The sequence below is a fragment of the Rathayibacter sp. AY2B3 genome (assembly GCF_002931755.1).
GTDB lineage: Bacteria > Actinomycetota > Actinomycetes > Actinomycetales > Microbacteriaceae > Rathayibacter.
In genome coordinates this window covers 16,495-38,832 of sequence record NZ_PSUG01000038.1, presented here as the reverse complement: position 1 = coordinate 38,832, position 22,338 = coordinate 16,495, and the positions used below count along the sequence as shown (strand labels likewise).

Below are 22,338 nucleotides of genomic sequence, written 5' to 3'. Positions count from 1 at the left end.
CGACGGTCCGGGGTTCCCTCGGCGGAGGAGGGGCGGCCGCAGGTCACCAGTCGTGGACGGTGCCGTCGGCGAGGCGGTTGAAGGGCAGGTAGGCGCGGATGCGCGGGGTCGGGCTCCAGCTTCTTGCGCAGCTGCGCGAGGTAGAGGCGGAGGTAGCCGGTGTCGGTGACGTGCGCGGGTCCCCAGATCTCGGCCAGCAGCGAGCGGCGGGTGACCAGCTTGCCCGCGTTGCGGATCAGGATCTCGAGCACCTGCCACTCCGTCGGGGTGAGCCGCACGGAGGCGCCGTCCCGCGTCGCGCTCTTGGCCACCAGGTCCACGGTGACCTCGCCGATCACGACCAGCGGCTCGCCGTCGGCCGGCTGCACCCGCCGCGAGAGGGCCCGGATGCGCGCGAGCACCTCGTCCATCGAGAACGGCTTGGTCACGTAGTCGTCGGCGCCCGCGTCGAGCGCGCCCACCTTGTCGGCCGCGCCCGTCCTCCCCGACACCACCAGGATCGGCGCGCTCGTCCAGCCGCGCAGCCCGTGGATGACCTCGACCCCGTCGAGCCGGGGCATGCCGAGGTCGATCATGTAGAGGTCCGGATGCTCGTCCACCGCGCGGTTGATCGCCTCGGTGCCGTCACCGGCCGTCACCACGTCGTATCCGCGGGCGGTGAGCGTGATGCGCAGGGCGCGCAGGATCTGCGGGTCGTCGTCGGCGATCAGGATCTTCATGCGGCTCCTCCGGAGTCCTCGTGCGGGGCGGCGGCCGACCCGCCGTCGTGCGGGGCTGCAGGAGCGGCCGGAGCAGCAGGAGCGACGCCAGCAGGAGCAGCAGGAGCGACGCCAGCAGGAGCAGCAGGAGCGACGCGAGCAGCAGGAGCGCCGGCAGCAGTCTCCGGCGCCAGCGGCAGCGTCACCACCATCGTCAGCCCGCCCCCCGGAGTGTCCTCCGTCTCGAGCGTGCCGCCCATCCCCTCCGTGAACCCCTTCGAGAGCGCGAGGCCCAGGCCCAGTCCGGTGAGGTTGTCGTCGTCGCCGAGCCGCTGGAACGGCACGAAGATCTCGGCCCTCCGCTCCTCCGGCACTCCGGGGCCGTGGTCGACGATCCGCAGCTGCGCGCTGCCGCCGAAGGCGCTGGCGGCCACGCGCACCCGGGTCCCGGAGGGTGCGTAGCGGACGGCGTTCGCGAGCAGGTTGACCACGACGCGCTGCAGCAGCACGGCGTCGGCGAGCAGCGCCGGGCCCTCCGGATCGAGGTCGAGGTCGACCTCGCCGGGACCGAGCCCGAGCTCGTCGAGCGCGGGGAGCACCACGTCGGCGGCGTCGAGCGGAGCGAGCGCCACAGCGAGCGCTCCCGCCTCCAGCCGCGTCACGTCCAGCAGGTCGGTGACCAGTGCGGCGAGCACGGTGAGGCTCTCGTCGGCGGTGGCGAGCAGCTCCTCCCGGTCGCGCTCGCTCCAGACCACGTCGGGCGAGCGCAGCCCGCTGACCGCCGCGGTGGCCGCGGCGAGGGGCCGGCGCAGATCGTGGCTGACCGCCGACAGCAGGGCGCTGCGCACCCGGTCGGTCTCGGCCAGCGGAGCGAGGGAGCTGGCCGTCTCGCTGAGGGCCGCGTTCTCGAGCACCGAGTCCAGTTGCGCGGCGACCACCTGCAGCAGCCGCCGCTCGCTCCCCTCCAGCTCGCGGCCGTGCAGCTCGAGCACCGCGCCCTCGCCCACCGCGATGCGCGCGGGATCCCCTTCCGGCTGCGGCTCGCCGTCCGCGGCGACGACCTCGCCGTCGCGCAGCAGCCGCACGCCGGTCAGCCCGAACGCCTCGCGCGAGCGCTCGAGGATCGCCTGCAGCGCCCCCTGCCCGCGGATCACGCCGCCCGCGATCGTCGCCAGCAGCTCCGACTCCGCCCCCGACCGCTTGGCGGCCCGCGCCCGCCGGGCCGCGCGGTCGACCACGGCGCTGACCAGCGCTGCGTTCAGCACGTAGAGCACCAGCGCCAGCGCGTGCAGAGGCTCGTCGACGGTGATCGTGTAGAGCGGATCGACGAAGAAGAAGTCGAGGGTCAGCCCCGAGAGCACGGCCGCGAACAGCGCCGGCCAGAGCCCGCCGACCAGCGCGACCACCACCACCAGCAGCTGGTACGAGAGCACGTCGCTCGTGATCGACTCGTCGCTGCGGAGGCTCGAGAGCAGCCAGGTCACCAGCGGGCCGCCCACGAGGGCGAGGGCCAGTCCCAGGAGGCGGCGCCGCAGCGTCAGGGCCCCGTCGAGCCTCGGCAGCACCGCGGTGCGCCCGGCGGCGGAGTGGCTGACGATGTGCACGTCGATGTTGCCGGACTCGCGGATCACCGTCGACGCCGTGCCGGGCGTGAGCGCCGAGGCGAGGCGGCTCCGCCTGCTCACTCCGATCACCAGCTGGGTCGCGTTCACCGAGCGGGCGAACTCGACCAGCGTCCGCGGCACGTCCTCGCCGACCACCTGGTGGTAGCTGCCGCCGAGCTTCTCCACCAGCGCCCGCTGCGCCTCGAGCACGTGCGGCCGCGGGGTGCGGAGCCCGTCGGGGGTCACCACGTGCACGGCGAGCAGGTCGCCCCCGGAGGCGCGGGCCGCGATCCGCGCGCCGCGCCGCAGCAGGGTCTCGCCCTCCGGCCCGCCGGTGAGGGTCACGACCACGCGCTCGCGCGCCTCCCAGGTGCTGTCGATGCCGTGCTCGACGCGGTAGTCGCGCAGCGCGCTGTCGACCTCGTCGGCGAGCCAGAGCAGCGCGAGCTCGCGCAGGGCGGTCAGGTTGCCGAGCCGGAAGTAGTTGGACAGTGCCGCGTCGATCCGCTCGGGCGGGTAGACGCGGCCGTCGGCGAGGCGGTCGCGCAGTGCCTGGGGCGCCAGGTCGACGACCTCGATCTGGTCGGCGGCGCGGAGGACCGCGTCCGGGATCGTCTCGCGCTGCGGCGCTCCGGTGATCGCGTGCACGACGTCGTTGAGCGACTCGATGTGCTGGATGTTCACGGTCGAGAAGACGGTGATGCCGGCGTCGAGGAGCGTCCGCACGTCCTCCCAGCGCTTCTCGTGCCGGGAGCCGGGGGCGTTGGTGTGCGCGAGCTCGTCGACCAGCGCGACGTCCGGCCGGCGGGCGAGCACCGCGTCGAGGTCCATCTCGTCGAGCAGCACACCGCGGTGCTCGACGGCCCGCCTCGGCACGACCTCGAGCCCCTCGACCATCGCGGCGGTGGCGGAGCGGCCGTGCGTCTCGACCACGGCCACCACGACGTCGCGGCCCTCGGCGGCGAGCCGGCGGCCCTCCTCGAGCATCGTGTAAGTCTTGCCCACTCCGGGCGCGGCTCCGAGGAGCACGCGCAGGCGGCCCTTCGTCATGCTCCCGGCCTCCCCTCGTGCTCGCGGCTCCGGGGCGTCCCGGGCTCGCGGGGCCGGCGTCGATCCGCTCGATCGGACGGTCCCGACGAGCCGATCGCGATTCTACGAGCCGGAGGCGCCACCGGAGCGGTCACAGCCGCGCGAGAGCGGCGTTGAGCTCGAGCACGTCCACCGTCGGCTCGCCGAGGTACCCGAGCTCGCGGCCCGCGGTGTGCTCGTCGACCAGCGCGCGCACGGCGCCGACGCCGAGCCCGCGGGCGGCGGCGACGCGGGGCGCCTGCAGCTGCGCGTAGGCGGGGCTGATCGCGGGGTCGAGCCCGGAGGCGGAGGCGGTCAGCGCGTCGGCCGGCACCGCGGCCGGATCGACGCCCTCGAACGCGGCGATCGCGGCCCGGCGCTCCTCGACGGACGCGACCAGGTCGGCGTTCTCGGGGCCGAGGTTGCTGCCGGTCGAGGCCGCGGCGTCGTATCCCGCGGCGGAGGGACGCGACTGGAACCACTCCGGCAGAGGCGCTCCGTCGGCGTCGGTGAACGACTGGCCGATCAGCGACGAGCCGATCACCGCGCCGTCCTGGCGCAGCAGCGAGCCGTTCGCCTGGGCGGGCAGGGCGAGCTGCCCGATCCCGAGCACCGCGAGCGGGTACGCCGCTCCCAGCAGCACGGTGAGCACGATCATCGCGCGCAGCGCGACACCGTAGGGACGGAACATGGTCTCTTCTCTCTGTCTTCGGTGGTCGGGACGGGCGGGTCAGAAGCCGGGGATCGCGGCGACGATCAGGTCGACGAGCTTGATCCCGAGGAACGGAGCGATCACTCCGCCCAGCCCGTAGACCAGAAGGTTGCGGCTGAGGATGCGCGAGGCGGCGACCGGGCGGTACGCCACTCCCCGCAGCGCGAGCGGGATCAGCACGACGATCACCAGAGCGTTGAACACGATCGCCGAGAGGATCGCCGAGGCCGGCGAGTGCAGCTGCATCACGTTCAGCACCGCGAGCCCGGGGAAGACCCCCGCGAACATCGCCGGGATGATCGCGAAGTACTTCGCCACGTCGTTCGCGATCGAGAACGTGGTGAGCGCCCCGCGGGTGATCAGCAGCTGCTTCCCGATCCGCACGATGTCGATGAGCTTGGTGGGGTCGGAGTCGAGGTCGACCATGTTGCCCGCCTCCTTCGCCGCGGAGGTGCCGGTGTTCATCGCCACGCCCACGTCGGCCTGCGCGAGGGCCGGAGCGTCGTTGGTGCCGTCGCCGGTCATCGCGACCAGCGCGCCGCCCTCCTGCTCGCGCCGGATCAGGGCGAGCTTGTCCTCGGGGGTCGCCTCGGCGAGGTAGTCGTCGACTCCCGCCTCCGCCGCGATCGCCTTCGCGGTCAGCGGGTTGTCGCCCGTGATCATCACGGTGCGGATGCCCATCGCGCGCAGCTCCGAGAAGCGCTCGGCGAGCCCGTCCTTCACCACGTCCTTCAGGTGCACGACGCCGAGCAGACGGGCGCCGTGGGCGTCCTTCACCGCGACGACGAGGGGCGTGCCGCCGCTCTCCGAGACGCCGTCGACGAGCACCGTGAGGCGCGCTGCGACTGCGGAGGGGAGCGGCCCCTCCTCCTCCACCCAGGCGCGCACGGCCGAGCCGGCGCCCTTGCGGATGGAGGAGCCGTCGGGGAGGTCGAGCCCGCTCATCCGGGTCTGCGCGGTGAACGGCACCACGGCGGCCTGAGCGGGCTCGACGGCGGGGCGGCCCGAGTCGCCCGCGAGGTCGACGATCGACTTCCCCTCGGGCGTCGGGTCGCTGAGCGAGGAGGAGGCGGCCGCGTCGACGAGCGCGGCCTGCGCCACCCCGTCGAGCGGGAGGAACGCCACCGCGCGGCGGTTGCCGTAGGTGATCGTCCCCGTCTTGTCGAGCAGGAGCGTCGTGACGTCGCCCGCCGCCTCCACGGCCCGACCGGACATCGCGAGCACATTGCGCTGCACGAGCCGGTCCATGCCGGCGATGCCGATGGCCGAGAGGAGGGCGCCGATGGTGGTCGGGATGAGGCAGACGAGCAGGGCGACCAGCACAGGGACGCTCACGGAGGCTCCCGCGAACGAGGCGATCGGGTTCAGGGTCAGCACGACCACGACGAACACGATCGAGAGGCTCGCCAGGAGGATGTCGAGCGCGATCTCGTTCGGCGTCTTCTGCCGCGACGCGCCCTCGACCAGGCCGATCATCCGGTCGACGAAGGTCTCGCCCGGCCTGGAGGTGATGCGCACCACGATCCGGTCGGAGAGCACTCGCGTGCCGCCCGTCACCGCGCTGCGGTCGCCCCCGCTCTCGCGGACGACCGGGGCCGACTCGCCCGTGATCGCCGACTCGTCGATGGAGGCGATGCCCCAGACGATGTCGCCGTCGCCGGGCACGAGGTCGCCCGCCTCCGCCACGACCACGTCCCCCAGCTGCAGGTCGGCCGAGGAGACCTCGACCAGGCGGGCCGACAGGGCGGAGGGGTCCGCCGGGTCGTAGTCGGCCACGCGCCGGGCCGGAGTGCTGGTGCGGGTGGCGCGCAGGCTCTCGGCCTGCGCCTTGCCGCGGCCCTCGGCCACCGACTCCGCGAGGTTCGCGAACACCACGGTGAGCCAGAGCCAGATCGCGATGCCGGCCGTGAAGGTGACGGGCACCGTCGATCCGCCCGACTCCTCCGGCCCGCCGAGGAACGGCTCGGCGATCGCCAGCAGCGTGGTCAGCACGGCGCCGACCTCGACGATGAACATGACGGGGCTGCGCCACATCAGGCGCGGATCGAGCTTGCGCAGCGCTCCGGGGAGCGCGGCGGCGAGCTGGCGCGGCCCGAGGGCGGCGCGGGTGGGGCGCGCGGGTTCCGCGGGGGCCTCGGTCAGTGCAGTGGTCATCGGAGTCGCAGTCCTTCCGCCAGGGGGCCCAGCGCGAGTACGGGGAAGTAGGTGAGCGCGGTCACGACGACCGTGACGCCCACGAGGAGGCCGACGAACTGCGGCCGGTGGGTGGGCAGCGTGCCGGCGCTGGAGGGCACCGGCGACTGCGCCGCGAGCGAGCCGGCCAGGGCGAGCACCAGCAGGATCGGGAGGAAGCGGCCGAGGAGCATCGCGACGCCGAGCGCCGTGTTCAGCCAGGGCGTGTTCGCCGTCAGCCCGGCGAACGCCGAGCCGTTGTTGTTGGCCGCGGAGGTGAAGGCGTAGAGCACCTCCGAGAGCCCGTGCAGCCCGGGGTTCAGGATCGACGTGCTCTCCACGTCCTCCCGCACCGCCGGGATCGCGAAGCTCAGGGCCGTGCCGGCCAGCACGAGCGTCGGCGTCACGAGGATGTAGAGGCTCGCGAGCTTGATCTCGCGCGGGCCGAGCTTCTTGCCCAGGTACTCGGGCGTCCGGCCGACCAGCAGGCCGCCGACGAACACGGCCAGCACCGCGAGCACGAGCATCCCGTAGAGGCCCGAGCCGACGCCGCCGGGGGCGACCTCGCCGAGCATCATGTTGAGCATCGGCAGCATGCCGCCGAGCGCGGTGAAGGAGTCGTGCATCGCGTTGACGGCGCCGGTCGAGGTGAGGGTCGAGGCGGTCGCGTAGAGGGCGGAGCCGGCGATGCCGAAGCGCGTCTCCTTGCCCTCCATCGCCGCTCCGGCGGCCTGCGCCGCGGATCCGCCGCCGGCCGCCTCCAGTGCGGTGAGGGCTGCGAGCGACACGACGAAGATCGTCGCCATCGCCGCGAGGATCGCGCGCCCCTGCCGCACGTCCCCGACCATCCGGCCGAAGGTGCGCGGCAGCGAGAACGGGATCGCGAGGATCAGCACGATCTGCAGCAGCGACACCCACGCCGAGGGGTTCTCGAACGGGTGCGCGGAGTTGGCGTTGAAGTAGCCGCCGCCGTTGGTGCCGAGCAGCTTGATCGCCTCCTGCGAGGCCACCGCGCCGCCCGGGATGCTCTGCTCGCCGCCGGTGAGCGTGGTCACCGTCAGCGGGCCGTTCAGGTTCTGGATCACGCCGCCCGCGATCATCACGACCGCGGCCACCACCGCGAGGGGCAGCAGGAGGCGCAGAGTGCCGCGCACGAGGTCGACCCAGAAGTTGCCGAGCGTGCCCGAGGAGCGGCGCGCGAATCCGCGGATCAGCGCCACCGCCACCGCGAGGCCCACGGCCGCCGAGACGAAGTTCTGCACGGCGAGGCCGCCGAGCTGCACCGCGAAGCCGAGGGTCGCCTCCGGCGAGTAGGACTGCCAGTTGGTGTTGGTGACGAACGAGACGGCGGTGTTGAACGCGAGCCCCTCGGGCACCGCGGGCAGCCCGAGGGAGCCGGGCAGGACCGCTTGGAGGCGCTGCATCCCGTAGAGCAGGAGCACGCCGACGAGCGAGAAGGCCAGCACGGCGCGGAGGTAGGCGCGCCAGCTCTGCTCGCCCGCGGAGTCGACGCCGATGAGGCGGTAGACGCCGCGCTCGATCGCGAGGTCGTGCGTGGAGGTGTAGACGCGGAACATGTGGTCGCCGAGGGGGCGGTGGAGGAGGGCGACGGCCAGGCCGACGGTCGCGACCTGGAGGACGGCGAGGAGCGGATCCATCAGAAGCGCTCCGGTCGGATCAGGGCCGCGAGGAGGTAGACGACGGCGGCGAGCGCCAGCACGGCCGCGAGGGCGTCGAAGACGATCACCGGCCCGCCTCCTTCTCGCGGGTCCCGCGGGTCGCCGAGGGGGGCGGTCCGCCCAGCCGCTCGACCCCCTTCGCGGCGAGAGCGATGAGCGAGAAGAGGGCGAGCACGCCGAGGAGGTAGGCGAGGTCGAGCACGGAGGACTCCATCCGGGGAGCGGACGACGCCCGGGACCGGACGCCTGCCGGGAAGCGGCACAGGATGTGATGCAACACCCCCCGGGAGCCGCTCGGAGCCGTCCTCACGGTTCCCCTACGGCCCCGCCCCGAGTCCTCGCGATTCCCTGACGCGACGGCTGCCGGCGCGCCGTCGAGGCGACTCGAGACGCCCGCCCGGCAGCACTGAGAGCGTTCTCCCCCAGCAACGGCGCGGATCAGCGGACCGAAGATCACATTTAGGCATCGCCTGGACAAATTCGCGACTCGCGCTTTACTCCCTCCGATCGAAGGAATATGTTCTCTCCGTGGACAAAGCCCCTCGGGGCTCTCCCGCTCTCCTGGGCGACGACACGACGGCGTGCTCCACACGTGCACGCCTCGCGCCGTCCTCTCCCTCGGACACTGCTTTCAGAGAGGAATGCACTCCATGAAGTTCTCCCGCGGCATCACCACGCTGGCCGCCGCCGGCATCATCTCCCTCGGCCTCGCGGCCTGTTCCGCGAGCCCCGCCAACTCCGGAGGCGCCGCTGCCGGCGCCGGCGCGGAAGGCGACTGCTCCGTCGGCATCTCGATGCCGACCCGCAGCCTCGAGCGCTGGATCAACGACGGCGAAGGCCTGCAGAAGCAGCTCGAGGGCGAGGACTGCACCGTCGACCTCCAGTACGCCGACAACAAGACCGATCAGCAGATCTCGCAGATCCAGAACCAGATCGCCGGCGGCTCCAAGATCCTGGTCATCGCCGCGATCGACGGCGAGGCGCTCGCGCCCGTCCTCGCCGAGGCGAAGAAGCAGAACGCCACCGTCATCGCCTACGACCGTCTCATCAACGGCACCGCGGACGTCGACTACTACGCGACCTTCGACAACTACAAGGTCGGCCAGCTCCAGGGCCAGTACATCGAGTCGACCCTCGACCTGAAGAACGCCGCGGGCCCCTTCACCCTCGAGCCCTTCGCCGGCAGCCCCGACGACAACAACGCGAAGTTCTTCTTCTCCGGCGCGTGGGACGTCCTGCAGCCCTACATCGAGAGCGGCAAGCTCACCGTCCCCTCGGGCAAGTCGCCCGCCTCGGACGACGACTGGGCCTCGATCGGCATCCAGGGCTGGGCCTCCGACAAGGCGCAGTCCGAGATGGACAACCGCCTCTCCTCCTTCTACACCGGCGGCCAGAAGGTCGACGTCGTGCTCTCCCCCAACGACAGCCTGGCCATCGGCATCGAGGCCTCGCTGAAGTCGGCCGGCTACACCCCCGGCGCCGACTACCCGGTCATCACCGGCCAGGACGCCGACAAGGCCAACGTCAAGGCGATCCTCGCCGACGAGCAGTCCATGACGGTCTGGAAGGACACCCGCACCCTCGGCGACCGCGTCTTCCAGATGGTGCAGTCGATCGTCGCGGGCGAGGAGCCCGAGGTCAACGACACCGAGACCTACGACAACGGCGAGAAGGTCGTCCCGTCCTACCTGCTGGAGCCGCAGGTCGTCACGAAGGACGACGTGCAGTCGGTCCTCGTCGACTCCGGCTTCCTCAAGGCCGGCGACGTCGGACTCTGATCCGTCGGGCGGGGCGGGGAGGAGCGGTCCTCCCCGCCCCCGCCTCCCCGTCCGCACACCACTCCCCCCAACGAAGTGAGGCCCTGTTGGCCAGTCCCATCCTCATCATGCGCGACATCGTCAAGGAGTTCGGCGGCGGCGTCCGCGCTCTCGACGGCGTCTCGCTCTCGGTCCAGCCCGGCGAGGTCCACGCCATCTGCGGCGAGAACGGCGCCGGCAAGTCGACCCTGATGAAAGTCCTCTCCGGCGTCTACCCGTACGGCAGCTTCGAGGGCACCATCGAGTTCGAGGGCGAGGAGGCGCAGTACCGGTCGATCAACGACAGCGAGGCCGACGGCATCGTGATCATCCACCAGGAGCTCGCCCTCAGCCCCTACCTCTCCATCGCCGAGAACATCTTCCTCGGCAACGAGAAGTCGACCCGCGGCGTCATCAACTGGAACGCGACCAACGCGGAGGCGGCGAAGCTGCTCGCCCGCGTCGGCCTCGCCGAGAGCCCCGCGACCAAGATCCTCGAGCTCGGCGTCGGCAAGCAGCAGCTCGTCGAGATCGCCAAGGCCCTCGCCAAGGAGGTGAAGCTCCTCATCCTCGACGAGCCCACCGCCGCCCTCAACGACGAGGACAGCGACCACCTGCTGGGCCTGATCGACCAGCTCCGCAAGCAGGGCATCACCTGCATCATCATCAGCCACAAGCTGAAGGAGATCCGCGCCATCGCGGACACCGTCACGATCATCCGCGACGGCCGCACCATCGAGAGCTTCCCGATGGCCGGCGAGGAGGCGTCCGAGAGCCGGATCATCCGCGCGATGGTCGGCCGCGACCTCAACAGCATGTTCCCGCCGCGCGACCCGCAGATCGGCGAGGAGAAGCTGCGCGTCGAGAACTGGACGGTCCACCACCCGGTCGACATCGACCGCGTGGTCGTCGACGACGCCTCCTTCACCGTCCGCGCCGGCGAGATCGTCGGCTTCGCGGGCCTGATGGGCGCCGGCCGCACCGAGCTCGCGATGAGCATCTTCGGGAGGAGCTACGGCACCGGCATCTCCGGCCGTGTCTTCAAGGACGGCGAGGAGATCCAGACCCGCACCGTCGACGAGGCGATCCGCAACGGCCTCGCCTACGCGACCGAGGACCGCAAGCGCTACGGGCTCAACCTCATCGGCGACATCACCGTCAACGTCTCGGCCGCCGCGCTCTCGCGCCTGGCCCGGCTCGGCGTGATCGACAAGCACCGCGAGTACAAGGTCGCCGACTCGTACCGCTCGAAGATGAACATCAAGGCGCCGACCGTCTCGGCCGTCACGGGGAAGCTCTCCGGCGGCAACCAGCAGAAGGTCGTCCTCTCGAAGTGGATCTTCTCCGGTCCCGACGTGCTGATCCTCGACGAGCCCACCCGCGGCATCGACGTGGGAGCCAAGTACGAGATCTACGGGATCATCAACGAGCTCGCGGCCCAGGGCAAGGCGGTCGTCGTCATCTCGTCCGAGCTGCCCGAGCTGATCGGCCTCGCCGACCGCATCTACACCATCTCCGAGGGACGGATCACGGGCGAGATCGATCGCGCCGACGCCACCCAGGAGCACCTCATGCACTACATGACCGCCGGAAAGGAACAGGCCCGATGAGCGCCACGACCACCACAGCTCCGGCAGGGACACCCGCCGACACGCCCTCCACCCCGCCCAAGCGCTCGCGCCGGCTGACCATCAACCTCCGGCAGTACGGCATCCTCGCCGCGCTGGCCATCATCATCCTGCTCTTCCAGGTGCTGACCGGCGGGCGCCTGCTCCTGCCCGGCAACGTCAACAACCTGATCCAGCAGAACGCCTACGTGCTGATCCTCGCGATCGGCATGGTGATGGTGATCATCGCCGGCCACATCGACCTCTCGGTCGGCTCGGTCGTGGCGATGGTCGGCGCCATCTCGGCGATCGCGATGAACAACTGGGGCCTGCCCTGGTGGGCGGCCGTCATCGTCGCCCTCGTCACCGGCGCCGCCGTCGGAGCCTGGCAGGGCTTCTGGGTCGCCTTCGTCGGCATACCGGCGTTCATCGTGACCCTCGCGGGCATGCTGATCTTCCGCGGCTTCACCCTCGTCCTCCTCACCGGCGGAACGATCAACGGCCTCCCCACCGAGTTCACCGCGATCGGCGCCGGCTGGCTGCCGGGCGTCCTCGGAGGCATCGCCGGGCGCGACGCGCTCACCCTGGTCCTCGGCCTGATCGTCTGCGCCGTGCTCGTGGCCCAGCAGCTCCGCAGCCGCGCGACTCTCCGCCGCCTCGAGCTGCCCCGCGAGCCCATCGGCTCGCTGGTCGCGAAGTCGGCCATCGCCGTCATCGCGATCATGGCTCTGGCCTGGCTGCTCGCCGGCTACAGCGGGACCCCGATCATCCTGATCGTGCTCGCCGTGCTGATCCTCGCCTACAGCTTCGTGCTCGGCCGGACGGTCTTCGGCCGCCACATCTACGCGATGGGCGGCAACCTGTTCGCCGCGATGATGTCCGGCGTCAAGACGAAGTGGGTCAACTTCTTCATCTTCGTCAACATGGGCGCACTGGCCGGAGTCGCGGGCATCGTCAGCACCGCCCGTGCCGGCGGTGCGGTCGCCTCGGCCGGACAGAACTACGAGCTGGACGCGATCGCCGCGGTCTTCATCGGCGGCGCCGCCGTCCAGGGAGGCGTGGGCACCGTCGTCGGAGCCGTCATCGGCGGACTCGTGATGGGCGTGCTCAACATGGGCCTGTCCATCCTCTCGGTCGACGCGGCCTGGCAGATGGCGATCAAGGGCTTCGTGCTCCTGCTCGCGGTGGCGTTCGACATCTTCAACAAGCGCCGCGCCGGCGGCCGCTAGCGAGACCGCAACCTCCAGCGAGACGTTCGGAACCTCGCAGGGTGGCGGGCGCGCAGCACGCGGCTCCGGGCAGCGAGCGGAGGGGCGGGCGGGCCGGCTCCGGCCGCTGAGCGAAGTCGGGGGGACGCTCGCGGTCCTTTCTTCTACAGTTCTCGGGCGCGGCTTTCCTTCGGGAGGCCGCGCCCGAGTGCATCCGAGACCCGTCCGGGTCCAGCGACAGACAGGCGCGATCATGACAGGAGCAGTCGGAGCCTCCAGCAACGCGCTGCTGCGCCGCACGAACCTGGCGAGTCTCGCGACGCTGGTGCACCGCTCCGGGCCCACCAGCCGCGCCGAGCTCGGCCGCCTCACCGGGCTGAACCGCTCCGCCGTCGCGAACCTCGTCGGCGAGCTGAGCGAGCTCGGCTGGGTCTCGGAGGAGACCACCGCGCCCGACGGCCGCATCGGCCGCCCCAGCGCCACCGTCGTCCCCGGCGACCGGTTCGCCGCCGTCGGCGTCCACCTCGACACCGACGCGATCATCGTCGGCCTGGTCGGCCTGCACGGCGAGCTGCTGCGCCGCGTCCGCTTCGACACCCCGAAGCCCGCGAGCCCCGCCACGGTGGTCCGCGTCGTCACCGGGATCGTCGAGGGCTTCCGGTCCGAGCGGGAGACGCTGCGCACGCTGGTCGGCGCGGGCGTCGCCGTCCCCGGCCTGGTCCAGGCCGACTCCGGCTTCGTCCACCGCGCCCCGCACCTGGGCTGGCGCGACGTCGACCTCGCCACCCAGCTGAGCCGGGCCCTCGACCTCCCGGTCGCCGTCGGCAACGACGCGACCCTCGGCGCCATCGGCGAGTCCCTCTTCGGAGCCGCGCACGGCGTGGCCGACGTCGTCTACGTCACCGGCGGCGCCGGCGGCATCGGCGGAGGAGTCATCATCGGCGGCGTCCCGCTCCAGGGCTCCTCGGGGTTCGCGGCCGAGCTGGGCCACACCCTCGTCGTCACGAACGGCCGCCTCTGCGGCTGCGGCCGGCGCGGCTGCCTCGAGGCCGAGGTCCGGATGCGCTCCCTCCTCGACGTCCTCGGCGCCCGCGTCCTCGACCAGGACGAGCTCGACATCGCCCTGGGCACCTCCCGCGACCCCGCCGTCCTGGGCGAGGTCGCCCGCCAGGTCGACCTGCTCTCGGAGGGCTTGTCCACCTACATCAACCTCTTCAACCCCACCGCGGTCGTGCTCGGCGGCTTCCTCGGCTCGCTGCTCACCGTCGACCGCGAGCGCCTCGCCGCTCGCGTGTCCGCCCGCGCCCTGAGCGACCTCGCGCGCGGCGTGCGGATCGAGCGCGCGGCTCTGCGCTCCAGGCTGGAACTCGTCGGCGCCGCGGAGCTACCCTGGCGGCGGGCGCTGGCGGATCCCGCCGCCGTCACCGGGGGCGCGCAGCCGCCGGGTGGGAGCAGCAGCCGCGAGGACGCCCTGGGCGCCCGCGCCTGACCCCGGCACTCGAGTGCCGGCACCGCGTCGAGGAGGACGAGCATGGCCGACTGGAACGACACGATCATCGAGGAGTTCCGCGCGAACGGCGGGACCGTGACCACGGGCGGCTTCGGGAGGAGCCTCGTGCTGGTGCACCACCGCGGCGCCCGCTCCGGGGAGGAGCGCGTGACTCCGCTGATGGCGCTGCACCCCTCCGACGACGTCTGGCTGCTCGCCGCGTCCGCGGCGGGCGCGCCGAAGCACCCCGCCTGGTTCCACAACCTGGTCGCCCACCCGGACCTGGCGATCGAGACCCCCGACGACGGCACGGTCGACGTCCGGGCCCGCGTCCTCACCGGGGAGGAGCGCGACGCCGGCTGGGCCCGCTTCACCACCGCCTCCGCCGGCTTCCTCGACTACGAGAAGCGCACCACCCGCACGATCCCCGTCGTGGAGCTCACTCGCCGCTGACCGCGGGCTCCGGTGCGATCTGCAGGAGATCCGCGTCTTCCGTCCCCGATCGACCGGAGGAGAGCGCTCCCGCGCGCGGATCCCCTGCACATCGCACCGACCCCGGCAGGCCGGACGGCAGGCGGCCCCGCCCCCGACACGACGAAGCCCCCGACCGGACATCCGATCGGGGGCTCGTCATCTGGTGCGCGAGGGGGGAGTTGAACCCCCACGCCCTTTCGGGCACACGGACCTGAACCGTGCGCGTCTGCCTATTCCGCCACTCGCGCTCACCAGCGGCACCGAAGCGCCGACGAGAAATCGTAGCATCCCCCGGCCCCGGAGCCGAACCGGCACCCGCCGCCCCGGGCCGACGCTCCCCCGGGAGCGGGCACCGGGCCGCCGCGGAGAGAGCGCGCACACGGCTCTCCGGCCGCGAAACCACTGCGGAGGATCGCGCATCCAGACCATCCCAGTAACATGCCCGTAGCCGTGCGCGGCGCAGACCAAGACGAGGAAGCGGCGACGGGCGCGCAGACATCTCGATCCGTGCGCGACCGCCGAGAAGGCGAAGAACCGGAAGATCGGAAGACTGTGGGCATACTGGACAACTTCGAGAAGGGACTCGAGCGCGTCGTCAACGGCGCGTTCGCGCGGACCTTCAAGTCGGGTCTGCAGCCGGTCGAGCTCGCCTCCGCCCTCCGCCGGGAGCTCGACACCAGCGCCGCCGTGGTCAGCCGCGACCGCATCCTCGTCCCCAACAGCCTCGTCCTGCGGATGTCCGCGACCGACCTCGACCGGATGCAGCGCCTCGGCGCCACGCTGATCGACGAGCTCACCACGGTCGCCACCGAGCACGCCACCAAGCAGGGGTTCCGCTTCCCCGGCCCGATCGACATCTCGCTCGCCGTCGATCCGGCGCTCAGCGACGGCATGGTCGAGGTCGACTCCCGCAGCGTGAAGGGCACCGTCGCCTACACGCCCGTCCTCGACATCGACGGCCGACGCCACCCGATCACCAGGGCGCGCACCGTCATCGGCCGCGGCAGCGACGCCGACATCACCGTCGACGACTCGGGCACGTCCCGCAAGCACGTCGAGATCCTCTGGGACGGCTCCCGCGCCCAGGTGCACGACCTCGGGTCCACGAACGGCTCCACCCTCGACGGCCGGCCCGTCACGCAGGCGCCCCTGGCCCCCGAGCAGACCATCACGATCGGGCGCACCTCGATCGTCTACCGCGTCGTGCAGGGCTCCGCGCCCGCACGCTCCGACCGCCCGTCGTCCGGCAGGGCAGCCGGACGCGGCTCCGAGGGATTCTGGGACGACCGGCTATGAGCGAGCTCACTCTCTTCCTCCTGCGCATCGCGTTCCTCGCGCTGCTGTGGTTCTTCGTGTTCGGCATCGTCTACGCGCTGCGCTCCGACCTGTTCGGGCAGCGCGTGCGCAAGCTGCCGCCCGGCGCGCAGGCCGCGTCGCCCGAGGCCCCGTTCGTGACGGCGGCCCAGCCCGTGGTCGCCGCGGCCGCCCCGGCTCCCGCGCCCGCGCAGCCCGCCTCCCCGTCGGCCCCCTCGGCCCGGAGGAGCCGCGAGGCCGCCGCCGAGCGCGCCGAGCAGGGAGGCGCGGCCACGGTCCACACGGCGCAGCGCCTCGTGATCACCTCGGGCCCCAAGCGGGGCACCGAGCTCGAGCTGACCGGCGACCCGCTGACGATCGGCCGCTCCGCCGAGTCGACGCTGGTCATCCGCGACGACTACACCTCGACCCACCACGCGCGCCTGCTCCTCTGGAACGACGAGTGGATGATCCAGGACCTCGACTCCACCAACGGCACCTTCCTCGACGGCCGCCGTGTCGGCGCGCCCACCAAGGTGCCGCTGGACACGCCCGTGAAGGTCGGCACCACCACCTTCGAACTGCGGCGGTCGTAGCGCGTGGCCCCCACTCCGGAGAGCGGCTCCGGCCACGGCGCGGTGCGCGAGAGCGCCGCCGTCTCGCACGTCGGCAGGATCCGCTCCAACAACCAGGACTCCGGCTACGCGGGCCGGCAGCTCTTCGTCGTCGCCGACGGCATGGGCGGCCACGCGGGCGGCGACGTCGCCTCCTCCATCGCGATCAAGCGCATCGCGGAGGCCGACCGCGTCTACGCCTCCACCTACGAGGCCGAGGACGAGCTCAAGCGCACCCTGCTCGCGGCCAACACCCTGCTGGCCGACGCCGTGGTCGACCACCCCGAGCTCACCGGCATGGGCACCACCGTCAGCGCGATCGCCCGCGTCGGCGAGTCCGTGGCGATCGCGCACATCGGCGACTCCCGCATCTACGTCCTCCGCGACGGCAGGCTCGAGCAGGTCACGACCGACCACACCTTCGTGCAGCGCCTGGTCGACTCCGGCCGCATCACGGAGGAGGAGGCGATGACGCACCCGCGCCGCTCCGTCCTGATGCGGGTCCTCGGCGACGTGCACACCAATCCCGAGATCGACACGCTGACGCTCGAGACCGAGCCGCACGACCGCTGGCTGATCTGCTCCGACGGCCTCTCCGGCGTCGTCCCGCACGACGAGATCCTCAAGGAGCTCAGCCGCGACGAGACCGCGCAGCAGGTGGCCGACCGCCTGATCCGCGACAGCCTCTCGCACGGCGCCCCCGACAACGTCACCGTCGTCGTCCTCGACATCCCCGGGGCGGGCGACACCGCCCGGATCCTCGCCCCCGTGGAGGAGCCGGTGGTCGTCGGATCCGCCGCCGCGCCCACGCCCTTCAGCACCGACGACTCCCAGAACCGCGTCCGGATCCCCGGCCTCCGCCTGCACCCCCGCGCTCCCGCCGCGCAGGGCCCCACCCACTTCGAGCCCGCATCCGAGGACTACCTCGACGAGCTGATCGAGGAGGACCGCCGCCGGCACCTGCGCCGCCGCGTCACCTGGCTCGTCGGCCTGTCCCTCGTGCTCATCATCGGCTTCCTCGGGATCCTCTTCGCCTACGACTGGACGCAGTCGCGCTTCTACGTCGGCACCGACGGGGACACCGTGATCATCTATCAGGGCATCCAGCAGTCGGTCGGCCCGCTCTCGCTCTCGGAGGTGAAGGAGGACACGGGCATCCCGCTCGACTCCCTCCGCGCCTACGACGTGGAGCAGCTGGAGCAGACGATCAGCGCCGACTCCTACGCCGGCGCGGTCGACATCGTCGAGCGCCTCACGGACGCGAACGGAGCACCATGACGGACGCCGCCACGGCCACCGCCCGCCCCGCCCCCGAGCGGCAGGGCTTCTTCCGCCAGAAGCTGCGCAATCTCGAGCTCCTGCTCCTGATCGGCGCCTGCCTGATCGACGCCGGCGCGATCGTGCTCGTGCAGCTCGGCGCCCTCGGCTCGATCGACACCACGCTGGTCTCGCTGGGCGCCGGCCTCTCGGCGCTCGTGCTCGCCGTGCACGTCGTGCTGCGGTTCGCGGCTCCGGCCGCCGACCCCTTCCTCCTCCCGATCGCCACCGTGCTGAACGGCCTGGGCGTCGCCGAGATCTACCGGATCGACATCGCCGACGGCGCGACCGGCTGGGAGTCGGTGGCGGTGCGGCAGATCTTCTGGAGCGCCCTGGCCGTCGTGGCGGCGATCGTGGTGCTGCTGGTCATCCGCAACCACCGCGTGCTGTTCCGCTACACCTACGTCGCCGGGTTCGCGGCGATCGTGCTGCTCCTGCTGCCGCTCCTGCCCTTCATCGGCCGCGAGGTCAGCGGTGCGCGCGTCTGGATCGGGATCGGCGACGTGGCGAGCTTCCAGCCCGGCGAGATCGCCAAGATCGCCCTCGCGGTCTTCTTCGCCGGCTACCTCGTGCGCAACCGCGACTCCCTCTCGATGGTGGGCCGCACCGTCCTCGGGATGCGCTTCCCGCGCCTGCGCGACCTCGGCCCGATCCTGGTGGTCTGGGCCGTCACGATGGGCGTCATCGTCTTCCAGCGCGACCTCGGGACGGCGCTGCTCTACTTCGGCCTGTTCCTGGTCATGCTCTACGTCGCGACCGGCCGCACCAGCTGGGTCCTCATCGGCGTCGGCCTGTTCCTCGGCGGTGCGCTCCTGGCGAGCCAGACGCTCGACTACGTCGGCAACCGCTTCGCGAACTGGCTCGAGCCCTTCAGCGCCGAGCGCTACGGGGCGGATCCGGGCGGCAGCTACCAGCTCGTGCAGGGCCTCTTCGGCCTCGCGCACGGCGGGCTCCTCGGCACGGGCCTCGGCCAGGGGATGCCGGACCTCACGCCGGTCCCGCAGTCCGACTACATCATCGCCAGCCTCGGCGAGGAGCTGGGTCTCGCCGGGCTGTTCGCGATCTTCGGCCTCTACCTCCTGCTGGTCTCGCGCGGGTTCCGCATCGGCTTCGCCGGGCAGGACGACTTCGGGCGCCTCCTGGGAGTCGGCCTCTCGTTCGTGATCGCCCTGCAGTGCTTCATCGTCATCGGAGGCGTCACCCGCGTCATCCCGCTGACCGGCCTGACCACGCCGTTCCTCGCCGCCGGCGGCTCCTCCCTCGTGGCGAACTGGATGATCGTGGCGGTGCTGCTGCGCCTGTCCGACACAGTCCGCAGTCAGCCTCGTCTGGTGGTGTGATCCGTCGATGAACCGAGAACTCAAACGGGTGAGCCTCGTCGTGCTGACGATGTTCGTGGCCCTCTTCCTCTCCACCACCACCATCCAGGTGATCCAGGCCGACTCCCTCGTCGAGGACGGCCGCAACACGCGGACCCTCTACGAGAGCTTCTCGACCGAGCGCGGAGCGATCCTCGCCGGCGGTCAGCCGATCGCCTCCTCGACGCCGTCGGACGACCTGTACAAGTTCCAGCGGCAGTACGCGAACGGCCCGCTCTACTCCGCCGTGACCGGCTACTTCACGCTGAACCAGGGGACCACCGGCATCGAGCGCACGCTCAACGACTACCTCTCGGGCACCTCGAACTCGCAGTTCTTCGACGAGATCAACAACCTCGTCACGGGCCAGGACCCGAAGGGCGCCTCGGTCGAGCTCTCGATCGACCCGGTCGCCCAGCAGGCCGCCTTCGACGCGCTCGGCGACTACACGGGGGCCGTCGTCGTGACGGAGCCGGCCACCGGCCGCATCCTCGCGATGGTCTCGAAGCCCACCTTCGACCCGACTGCGCTGGCCTCCCACGACACCGACGACGTCCTCGCCGCCTATCGGGCGCTGAACGACGACTCCTCCGAGCCCCTCGTGAACCGGGCGATCGGCGGCTCGCTCAACCCGCCCGGCTCCGTCTTCAAGCTCGTCGTCGCCTCGGCCGCCCTCGAGTCCGGCCGCTTCACCGCCGACTCGAGCTTCCCCAACGTCGAGGCGTACACGCTGCCCGGCTCCTCCTCTCAGGTGATCAACTCCGGAGGCGGTCTCTGCGGCTCCGGCGACACGGTCACGCTGGCGACCGCGGTCTCGCTCTCCTGCAACGTCCCGATGGCCGAGATGGGCGTGCAGCTGGGCGCGGACGCCATCCGCTCGCAGGCCGAGAAGTTCGGCTTCGACACCGAGCTCGAGATCCCGATGTCGGTCGAGGCGAGCACCTACCCGACGAAGACGGACGACGCCCAGACGGCCCTCACCGCCTTCGGGCAGTACGAGGTGCGCGCGACGCCGCTGCAGATCGCCATGGTCTCCGCGGCGATCGCGAACGGCGGCGAGGTGATGCAGCCGAACCTGGTCGACTCGATCCGCTCGCAGGACCTCAGCGTCCTGCAGCAGTTCCAGGAGAAGTCGCTCGGCCGGGCGGTGAGCACGCAGACCGCGGACGCCGTCAAGGCGATGATGGTCGCCAGCGTCCAGGGCGGCGCAGCGACGAATGCAACAATAGGGGGCGTCACTGTGGCCGGTAAGACCGGTACCGCCGAGAACGGCGGGGACGACCCGTACACCCTCTGGTTCACCGGATTCGCGCCTGCGGACGACCCGCAGTACGCCATCACCGTGCTCGTGGAGAACGGTGGAGGGCTCGGCCAGACCGGGTACGGCAACCTGATCGCCGCACCCATCGGACAACAGGTACTAGAGGCGGTGCTGAACAAATGAGACCCACGACAGGCCTCACCTTCGGGGGACGCTACGAGCTGCAGTCCCGGATCGCCATCGGCGGCATGGGAGAGGTGTGGCAGGCGACCGATCTGGTCATCGGCCGCACCATCGCGATCAAAATCCTGAAGGACGAGTACCTCGGCGACCCCGGCTTCCTCGAGCGCTTCCGCGCCGAGGCCCGCCACGCGGCGCTGGTCAACCACGAGGGCATCGCCAACGTCTACGACTACGGCGAGGAGGACGGCTCGGCCTACCTGGTCATGGAGCTCGTCCCCGGCGAGGCGCTCTCGACCGTCCTCGAGCGCGAGCGCGTCCTCTCGACCGACAAGGTCCTCGACATCGTCGCGCAGACCGCGCTCGCCCTGCACGCCGCGCACGCCGCGGGCCTCGTGCACCGCGACGTGAAGCCGGGCAACCTGCTCATCACGCCGGACGGCCGCGTCAAGATCACCGACTTCGGCATCGCGCGCATCGCCGACCAGGTCCCGCTGACGGCGACCGGCCAGGTCATGGGCACGGTCCAGTACCTGTCCCCGGAGCAGGCGAGCGGCCAGCCCGCCTCCCCCGCCACCGACATCTACTCGCTGGGCATCGTCGCGTACGAGTGCCTGGCCGGGCGCCGCCCCTTCACGGGCGAGTCGCAGGTCGCCATCGCGATGGCGCAGATCAACGACACCCCGCCGGAACTGCCGGTCACGGTCGCCGAGCCGGTGCGCAACCTCGTCTACTCCTGCATCGCCAAGAAGCCGGCCGACCGCCCCGCCACCGCCGCGCACCTCGCGCGGGCGGCCCAGGCGCTGCGCTCGGGCGACGTGCGCGGAGCGGCGCTGGCCGTCCCCGCGGTCCTCAGCGACCTGCCCGCGACGCAGGCGACCACGGTCCTCCCCTCCAACCAGGGCGCGACGCAGGCGACCACGGTGCTGCCCTCCGGAGCGCCCGCGGCCGCGGCCGCCGCTCCGTTCGTGCCGGTCGAGGAGCCGCTGGAGCCGGCCGAGGAGCCGCGCAGGCGCAGCCCCTGGACCTGGCCGCTGATCGCCCTCATCGTGATCCTCGCCGTCGTCATCGCGGGCACGATCTTCGCCCTGACGACCGGCGGGAGCAGTGACCCGGCCGCCTCCCCGACCGCGACGACCAGCACGGCCCCGTCGCCGACGCCGTCCGAGACTCCGAGCCCCACGCCGACGCCGACCTCGAACACGGTCGTCATCGACAAGGCCGACTACGTCGGGCGCTCCTTCGACGACGTCGAGACCGAGCTCGACGCCCTGGGCATGGGCGTCCGCCGCGCGGACGGTCCCAGCGCCCCCACCGCCGAGCAGGTCGGACTCGTCGAGGACGTGAACCCGACCGCGAACGTGGTGAAGGGCACGACCATCGAGGTCTCCGTCTTCACCGAGGTCGCGACGCCGGACGCTCCGACCGCCGTGCCGACCGTCACCCCCGCCGCCTCCAGCGTCGAGGCCGGCGCGACGTTCAACGTCACCTGGAGCAACTACAACCAGTGCCCGAGCGGAACCTCCGTGAGCGGTTACCGGCTGACCGCGACCGGCGAGGGCGCGAGCGTGACGAGCACCAACCCGTCGAACTCGACGACCGCGACGATCCAGGCCGGCACCACGGCCGGCACGATCGACGTCACGTACACCGTGCTCTGCGGCGAGTCGGAGTCGGCGGCCTCGCCGACCCTGTCCGTCACCGTCGAGGAGCCGACGCCGACCCCGGCGCCGACCCTCACCTCCAAGCCCACCGCGACGGCCACCCCTGCCGAGTAGCGGCGAGGCGCTCGGCCGGGGCACCGCTCC

General features: G+C 71.9%; 18 protein-coding genes and 1 tRNA gene. 11 read left to right on the top strand and 8 right to left on the bottom strand.

Translation table 11 applies throughout. From position 1 onward, the window contains the following. The 7 genes from C5C24_RS13005 to C5C24_RS18025 form a co-directional block, all read right to left on the bottom strand. Positions 1–719, bottom strand: a 719-nt coding sequence (locus tag C5C24_RS13005; RefSeq protein WP_104305163.1) for a response regulator transcription factor, incomplete at its 3' end; no start/stop codon positions are given. Then, positions 716–3,352: an ATP-binding protein gene (locus C5C24_RS13000; RefSeq protein WP_104305162.1), complete on the bottom strand. Its 2,637-nt coding sequence runs from the start codon at positions 3,350–3,352 to the stop codon at positions 716–718. The genes C5C24_RS13000 and C5C24_RS13005, both read right to left, overlap by 4 nt. Before the next feature lie 130 nt (positions 3,353–3,482). Continuing rightward, positions 3,483–4,061 carry a K(+)-transporting ATPase subunit C gene (kdpC, locus tag C5C24_RS12995; protein ID WP_104305161.1) on the bottom strand — a complete coding sequence of 193 codons (579 nt, stop codon included), beginning with the start codon at positions 4,059–4,061 and terminating at the stop codon, positions 3,483–3,485. Between the two features lie 39 nt (positions 4,062–4,100). Beyond that, positions 4,101–6,236, bottom strand: a complete 2,136-nt coding sequence (gene kdpB / locus C5C24_RS12990) for a potassium-transporting ATPase subunit KdpB (protein ID WP_104305160.1) — start codon at positions 6,234–6,236, stop codon at positions 4,101–4,103. Beyond that, positions 6,233–7,912 carry a potassium-transporting ATPase subunit KdpA gene (gene kdpA, locus C5C24_RS12985; protein ID WP_104275502.1) on the bottom strand — a complete coding sequence of 560 codons (1,680 nt, stop codon included), beginning with the start codon at positions 7,910–7,912 and terminating at the stop codon, positions 6,233–6,235. The genes kdpB and kdpA overlap by 4 nt, the downstream gene beginning before the upstream one ends. Continuing rightward, entirely contained in the window at positions 7,912–8,001 is a 90-nt protein-coding gene (kdpF, locus tag C5C24_RS12980) for a K(+)-transporting ATPase subunit F (protein ID WP_104275501.1), read from the bottom strand. The genes kdpA and kdpF overlap by 1 nt, the downstream gene beginning before the upstream one ends. Beyond that, complete coding sequence (locus C5C24_RS18025) at positions 7,998–8,147, bottom strand: hypothetical protein (RefSeq protein WP_167299012.1); 150 nt, start codon at positions 8,145–8,147, stop codon at positions 7,998–8,000. Before C5C24_RS18025 ends, kdpF begins: the two co-directional genes overlap by 4 nt. Positions 8,148–8,583: 436 nt before the next feature. Between C5C24_RS18025 and chvE the strand changes: the two genes are divergently transcribed. From chvE to C5C24_RS12955, 5 genes are all read left to right on the top strand, one after another. Then, a complete protein-coding gene (chvE, locus tag C5C24_RS12975; protein ID WP_374954069.1) occupies positions 8,584–9,711 on the top strand; it encodes a multiple monosaccharide ABC transporter substrate-binding protein in 1,128 nt (375 codons plus the stop codon). Positions 9,712–9,818: 107 nt separating this feature from the next. Continuing rightward, the gene (gene mmsA / locus C5C24_RS12970; RefSeq protein ID WP_104275499.1) at positions 9,819–11,339 is read left to right on the top strand and encodes a multiple monosaccharide ABC transporter ATP-binding protein; all 1,521 of its coding nucleotides are present in this window, start codon (positions 9,819–9,821) and stop codon (positions 11,337–11,339) included. Continuing rightward, on the top strand, positions 11,336–12,565 hold the full coding sequence (gene mmsB / locus C5C24_RS12965; protein WP_104305159.1) for a multiple monosaccharide ABC transporter permease: 1,230 nt from the start codon (positions 11,336–11,338) through the stop codon (positions 12,563–12,565). The genes mmsA and mmsB overlap by 4 nt, the downstream gene beginning before the upstream one ends. Positions 12,566–12,797: 232 nt before the next feature. After that, on the top strand, positions 12,798–14,033 hold the full coding sequence (locus C5C24_RS12960) for an ROK family transcriptional regulator (RefSeq protein WP_104305158.1): 1,236 nt from the start codon (positions 12,798–12,800) through the stop codon (positions 14,031–14,033). A 42-nt stretch (positions 14,034–14,075) separates the two neighbouring features. After that, complete coding sequence (locus C5C24_RS12955; RefSeq protein ID WP_104281301.1) at positions 14,076–14,486, top strand: nitroreductase/quinone reductase family protein; 411 nt, start codon at positions 14,076–14,078, stop codon at positions 14,484–14,486. A gap of 182 nt (positions 14,487–14,668) precedes the next feature. Here the strand turns inward: C5C24_RS12955 and C5C24_RS12950 are convergent. Then, positions 14,669–14,755, bottom strand: a tRNA-Leu gene (locus tag C5C24_RS12950). A gap of 304 nt (positions 14,756–15,059) precedes the next feature. Between C5C24_RS12950 and C5C24_RS12945 the strand changes: the two genes are divergently transcribed. The 6 genes from C5C24_RS12945 to C5C24_RS12920 are packed head-to-tail and all read left to right on the top strand — an operon-like array spanning position 15,060 to position 22,308. Then, on the top strand, positions 15,060–15,803 hold the full coding sequence (locus C5C24_RS12945) for a DUF3662 and FHA domain-containing protein (RefSeq protein WP_104275495.1): 744 nt from the start codon (positions 15,060–15,062) through the stop codon (positions 15,801–15,803). After that, entirely contained in the window at positions 15,800–16,396 is a 597-nt protein-coding gene (locus C5C24_RS12940; protein WP_104225776.1) for an FHA domain-containing protein, read from the top strand. Before C5C24_RS12945 ends, C5C24_RS12940 begins: the two co-directional genes overlap by 4 nt. 3 nt (positions 16,397–16,399) lie before the next feature. Continuing rightward, positions 16,400–17,692: a Stp1/IreP family PP2C-type Ser/Thr phosphatase gene (locus tag C5C24_RS12935; RefSeq protein WP_258065230.1), complete on the top strand. Its 1,293-nt coding sequence runs from the start codon at positions 16,400–16,402 to the stop codon at positions 17,690–17,692. Next, positions 17,689–19,071: an FtsW/RodA/SpoVE family cell cycle protein gene (locus C5C24_RS12930; protein WP_104225777.1), complete on the top strand. Its 1,383-nt coding sequence runs from the start codon at positions 17,689–17,691 to the stop codon at positions 19,069–19,071. Before C5C24_RS12935 ends, C5C24_RS12930 begins: the two co-directional genes overlap by 4 nt. A 7-nt stretch (positions 19,072–19,078) precedes the next feature. Then, positions 19,079–20,533 carry a penicillin-binding protein 2 gene (locus C5C24_RS12925; RefSeq protein ID WP_104305157.1) on the top strand — a complete coding sequence of 485 codons (1,455 nt, stop codon included), beginning with the start codon at positions 19,079–19,081 and terminating at the stop codon, positions 20,531–20,533. Further along, positions 20,530–22,308: a serine/threonine-protein kinase gene (locus tag C5C24_RS12920; RefSeq protein ID WP_104281304.1), complete on the top strand. Its 1,779-nt coding sequence runs from the start codon at positions 20,530–20,532 to the stop codon at positions 22,306–22,308. The genes C5C24_RS12925 and C5C24_RS12920 overlap by 4 nt, the downstream gene beginning before the upstream one ends. Positions 22,309–22,338: the final 30 nt, after the last annotated feature.

Bases quoted from the DNA above. Each gene is read 5' to 3' on its own strand.
- C5C24_RS13000 (WP_104305162.1), bottom strand. From the start codon at position 3,352: ATGACGAAGGGCCGCCTGCGCGTGCTCCTCGGAGCCGCGCCCGGAGTG.
- kdpC (WP_104305161.1), bottom strand. From the start codon at position 4,061: ATGTTCCGTCCCTACGGTGTCGCGCTGCGCGCGATGATCGTGCTCACC.
- kdpB (WP_104305160.1), bottom strand. From the start codon at position 6,236: ATGACCACTGCACTGACCGAGGCCCCCGCGGAACCCGCGCGCCCCACC.
- kdpA (WP_104275502.1), bottom strand. From the start codon at position 7,912: ATGGATCCGCTCCTCGCCGTCCTCCAGGTCGCGACCGTCGGCCTGGCC.
- C5C24_RS18025 (WP_167299012.1), bottom strand. From the start codon at position 8,147: ATGGAGTCCTCCGTGCTCGACCTCGCCTACCTCCTCGGCGTGCTCGCC.
- chvE (WP_374954069.1), top strand. From the start codon at position 8,584: ATGAAGTTCTCCCGCGGCATCACCACGCTGGCCGCCGCCGGCATCATC.
- mmsA (WP_104275499.1), top strand. From the start codon at position 9,819: ATGCGCGACATCGTCAAGGAGTTCGGCGGCGGCGTCCGCGCTCTCGAC.
- mmsB (WP_104305159.1), top strand. From the start codon at position 11,336: ATGAGCGCCACGACCACCACAGCTCCGGCAGGGACACCCGCCGACACG.
- C5C24_RS12960 (WP_104305158.1), top strand. From the start codon at position 12,798: ATGACAGGAGCAGTCGGAGCCTCCAGCAACGCGCTGCTGCGCCGCACG.
- C5C24_RS12955 (WP_104281301.1), top strand. From the start codon at position 14,076: ATGGCCGACTGGAACGACACGATCATCGAGGAGTTCCGCGCGAACGGC.
- C5C24_RS12940 (WP_104225776.1), top strand. From the start codon at position 15,800: ATGAGCGAGCTCACTCTCTTCCTCCTGCGCATCGCGTTCCTCGCGCTG.
- C5C24_RS12930 (WP_104225777.1), top strand. From the start codon at position 17,689: ATGACGGACGCCGCCACGGCCACCGCCCGCCCCGCCCCCGAGCGGCAG.
- C5C24_RS12925 (WP_104305157.1), top strand. From the start codon at position 19,079: ATGAACCGAGAACTCAAACGGGTGAGCCTCGTCGTGCTGACGATGTTC.
- C5C24_RS12920 (WP_104281304.1), top strand. From the start codon at position 20,530: ATGAGACCCACGACAGGCCTCACCTTCGGGGGACGCTACGAGCTGCAG.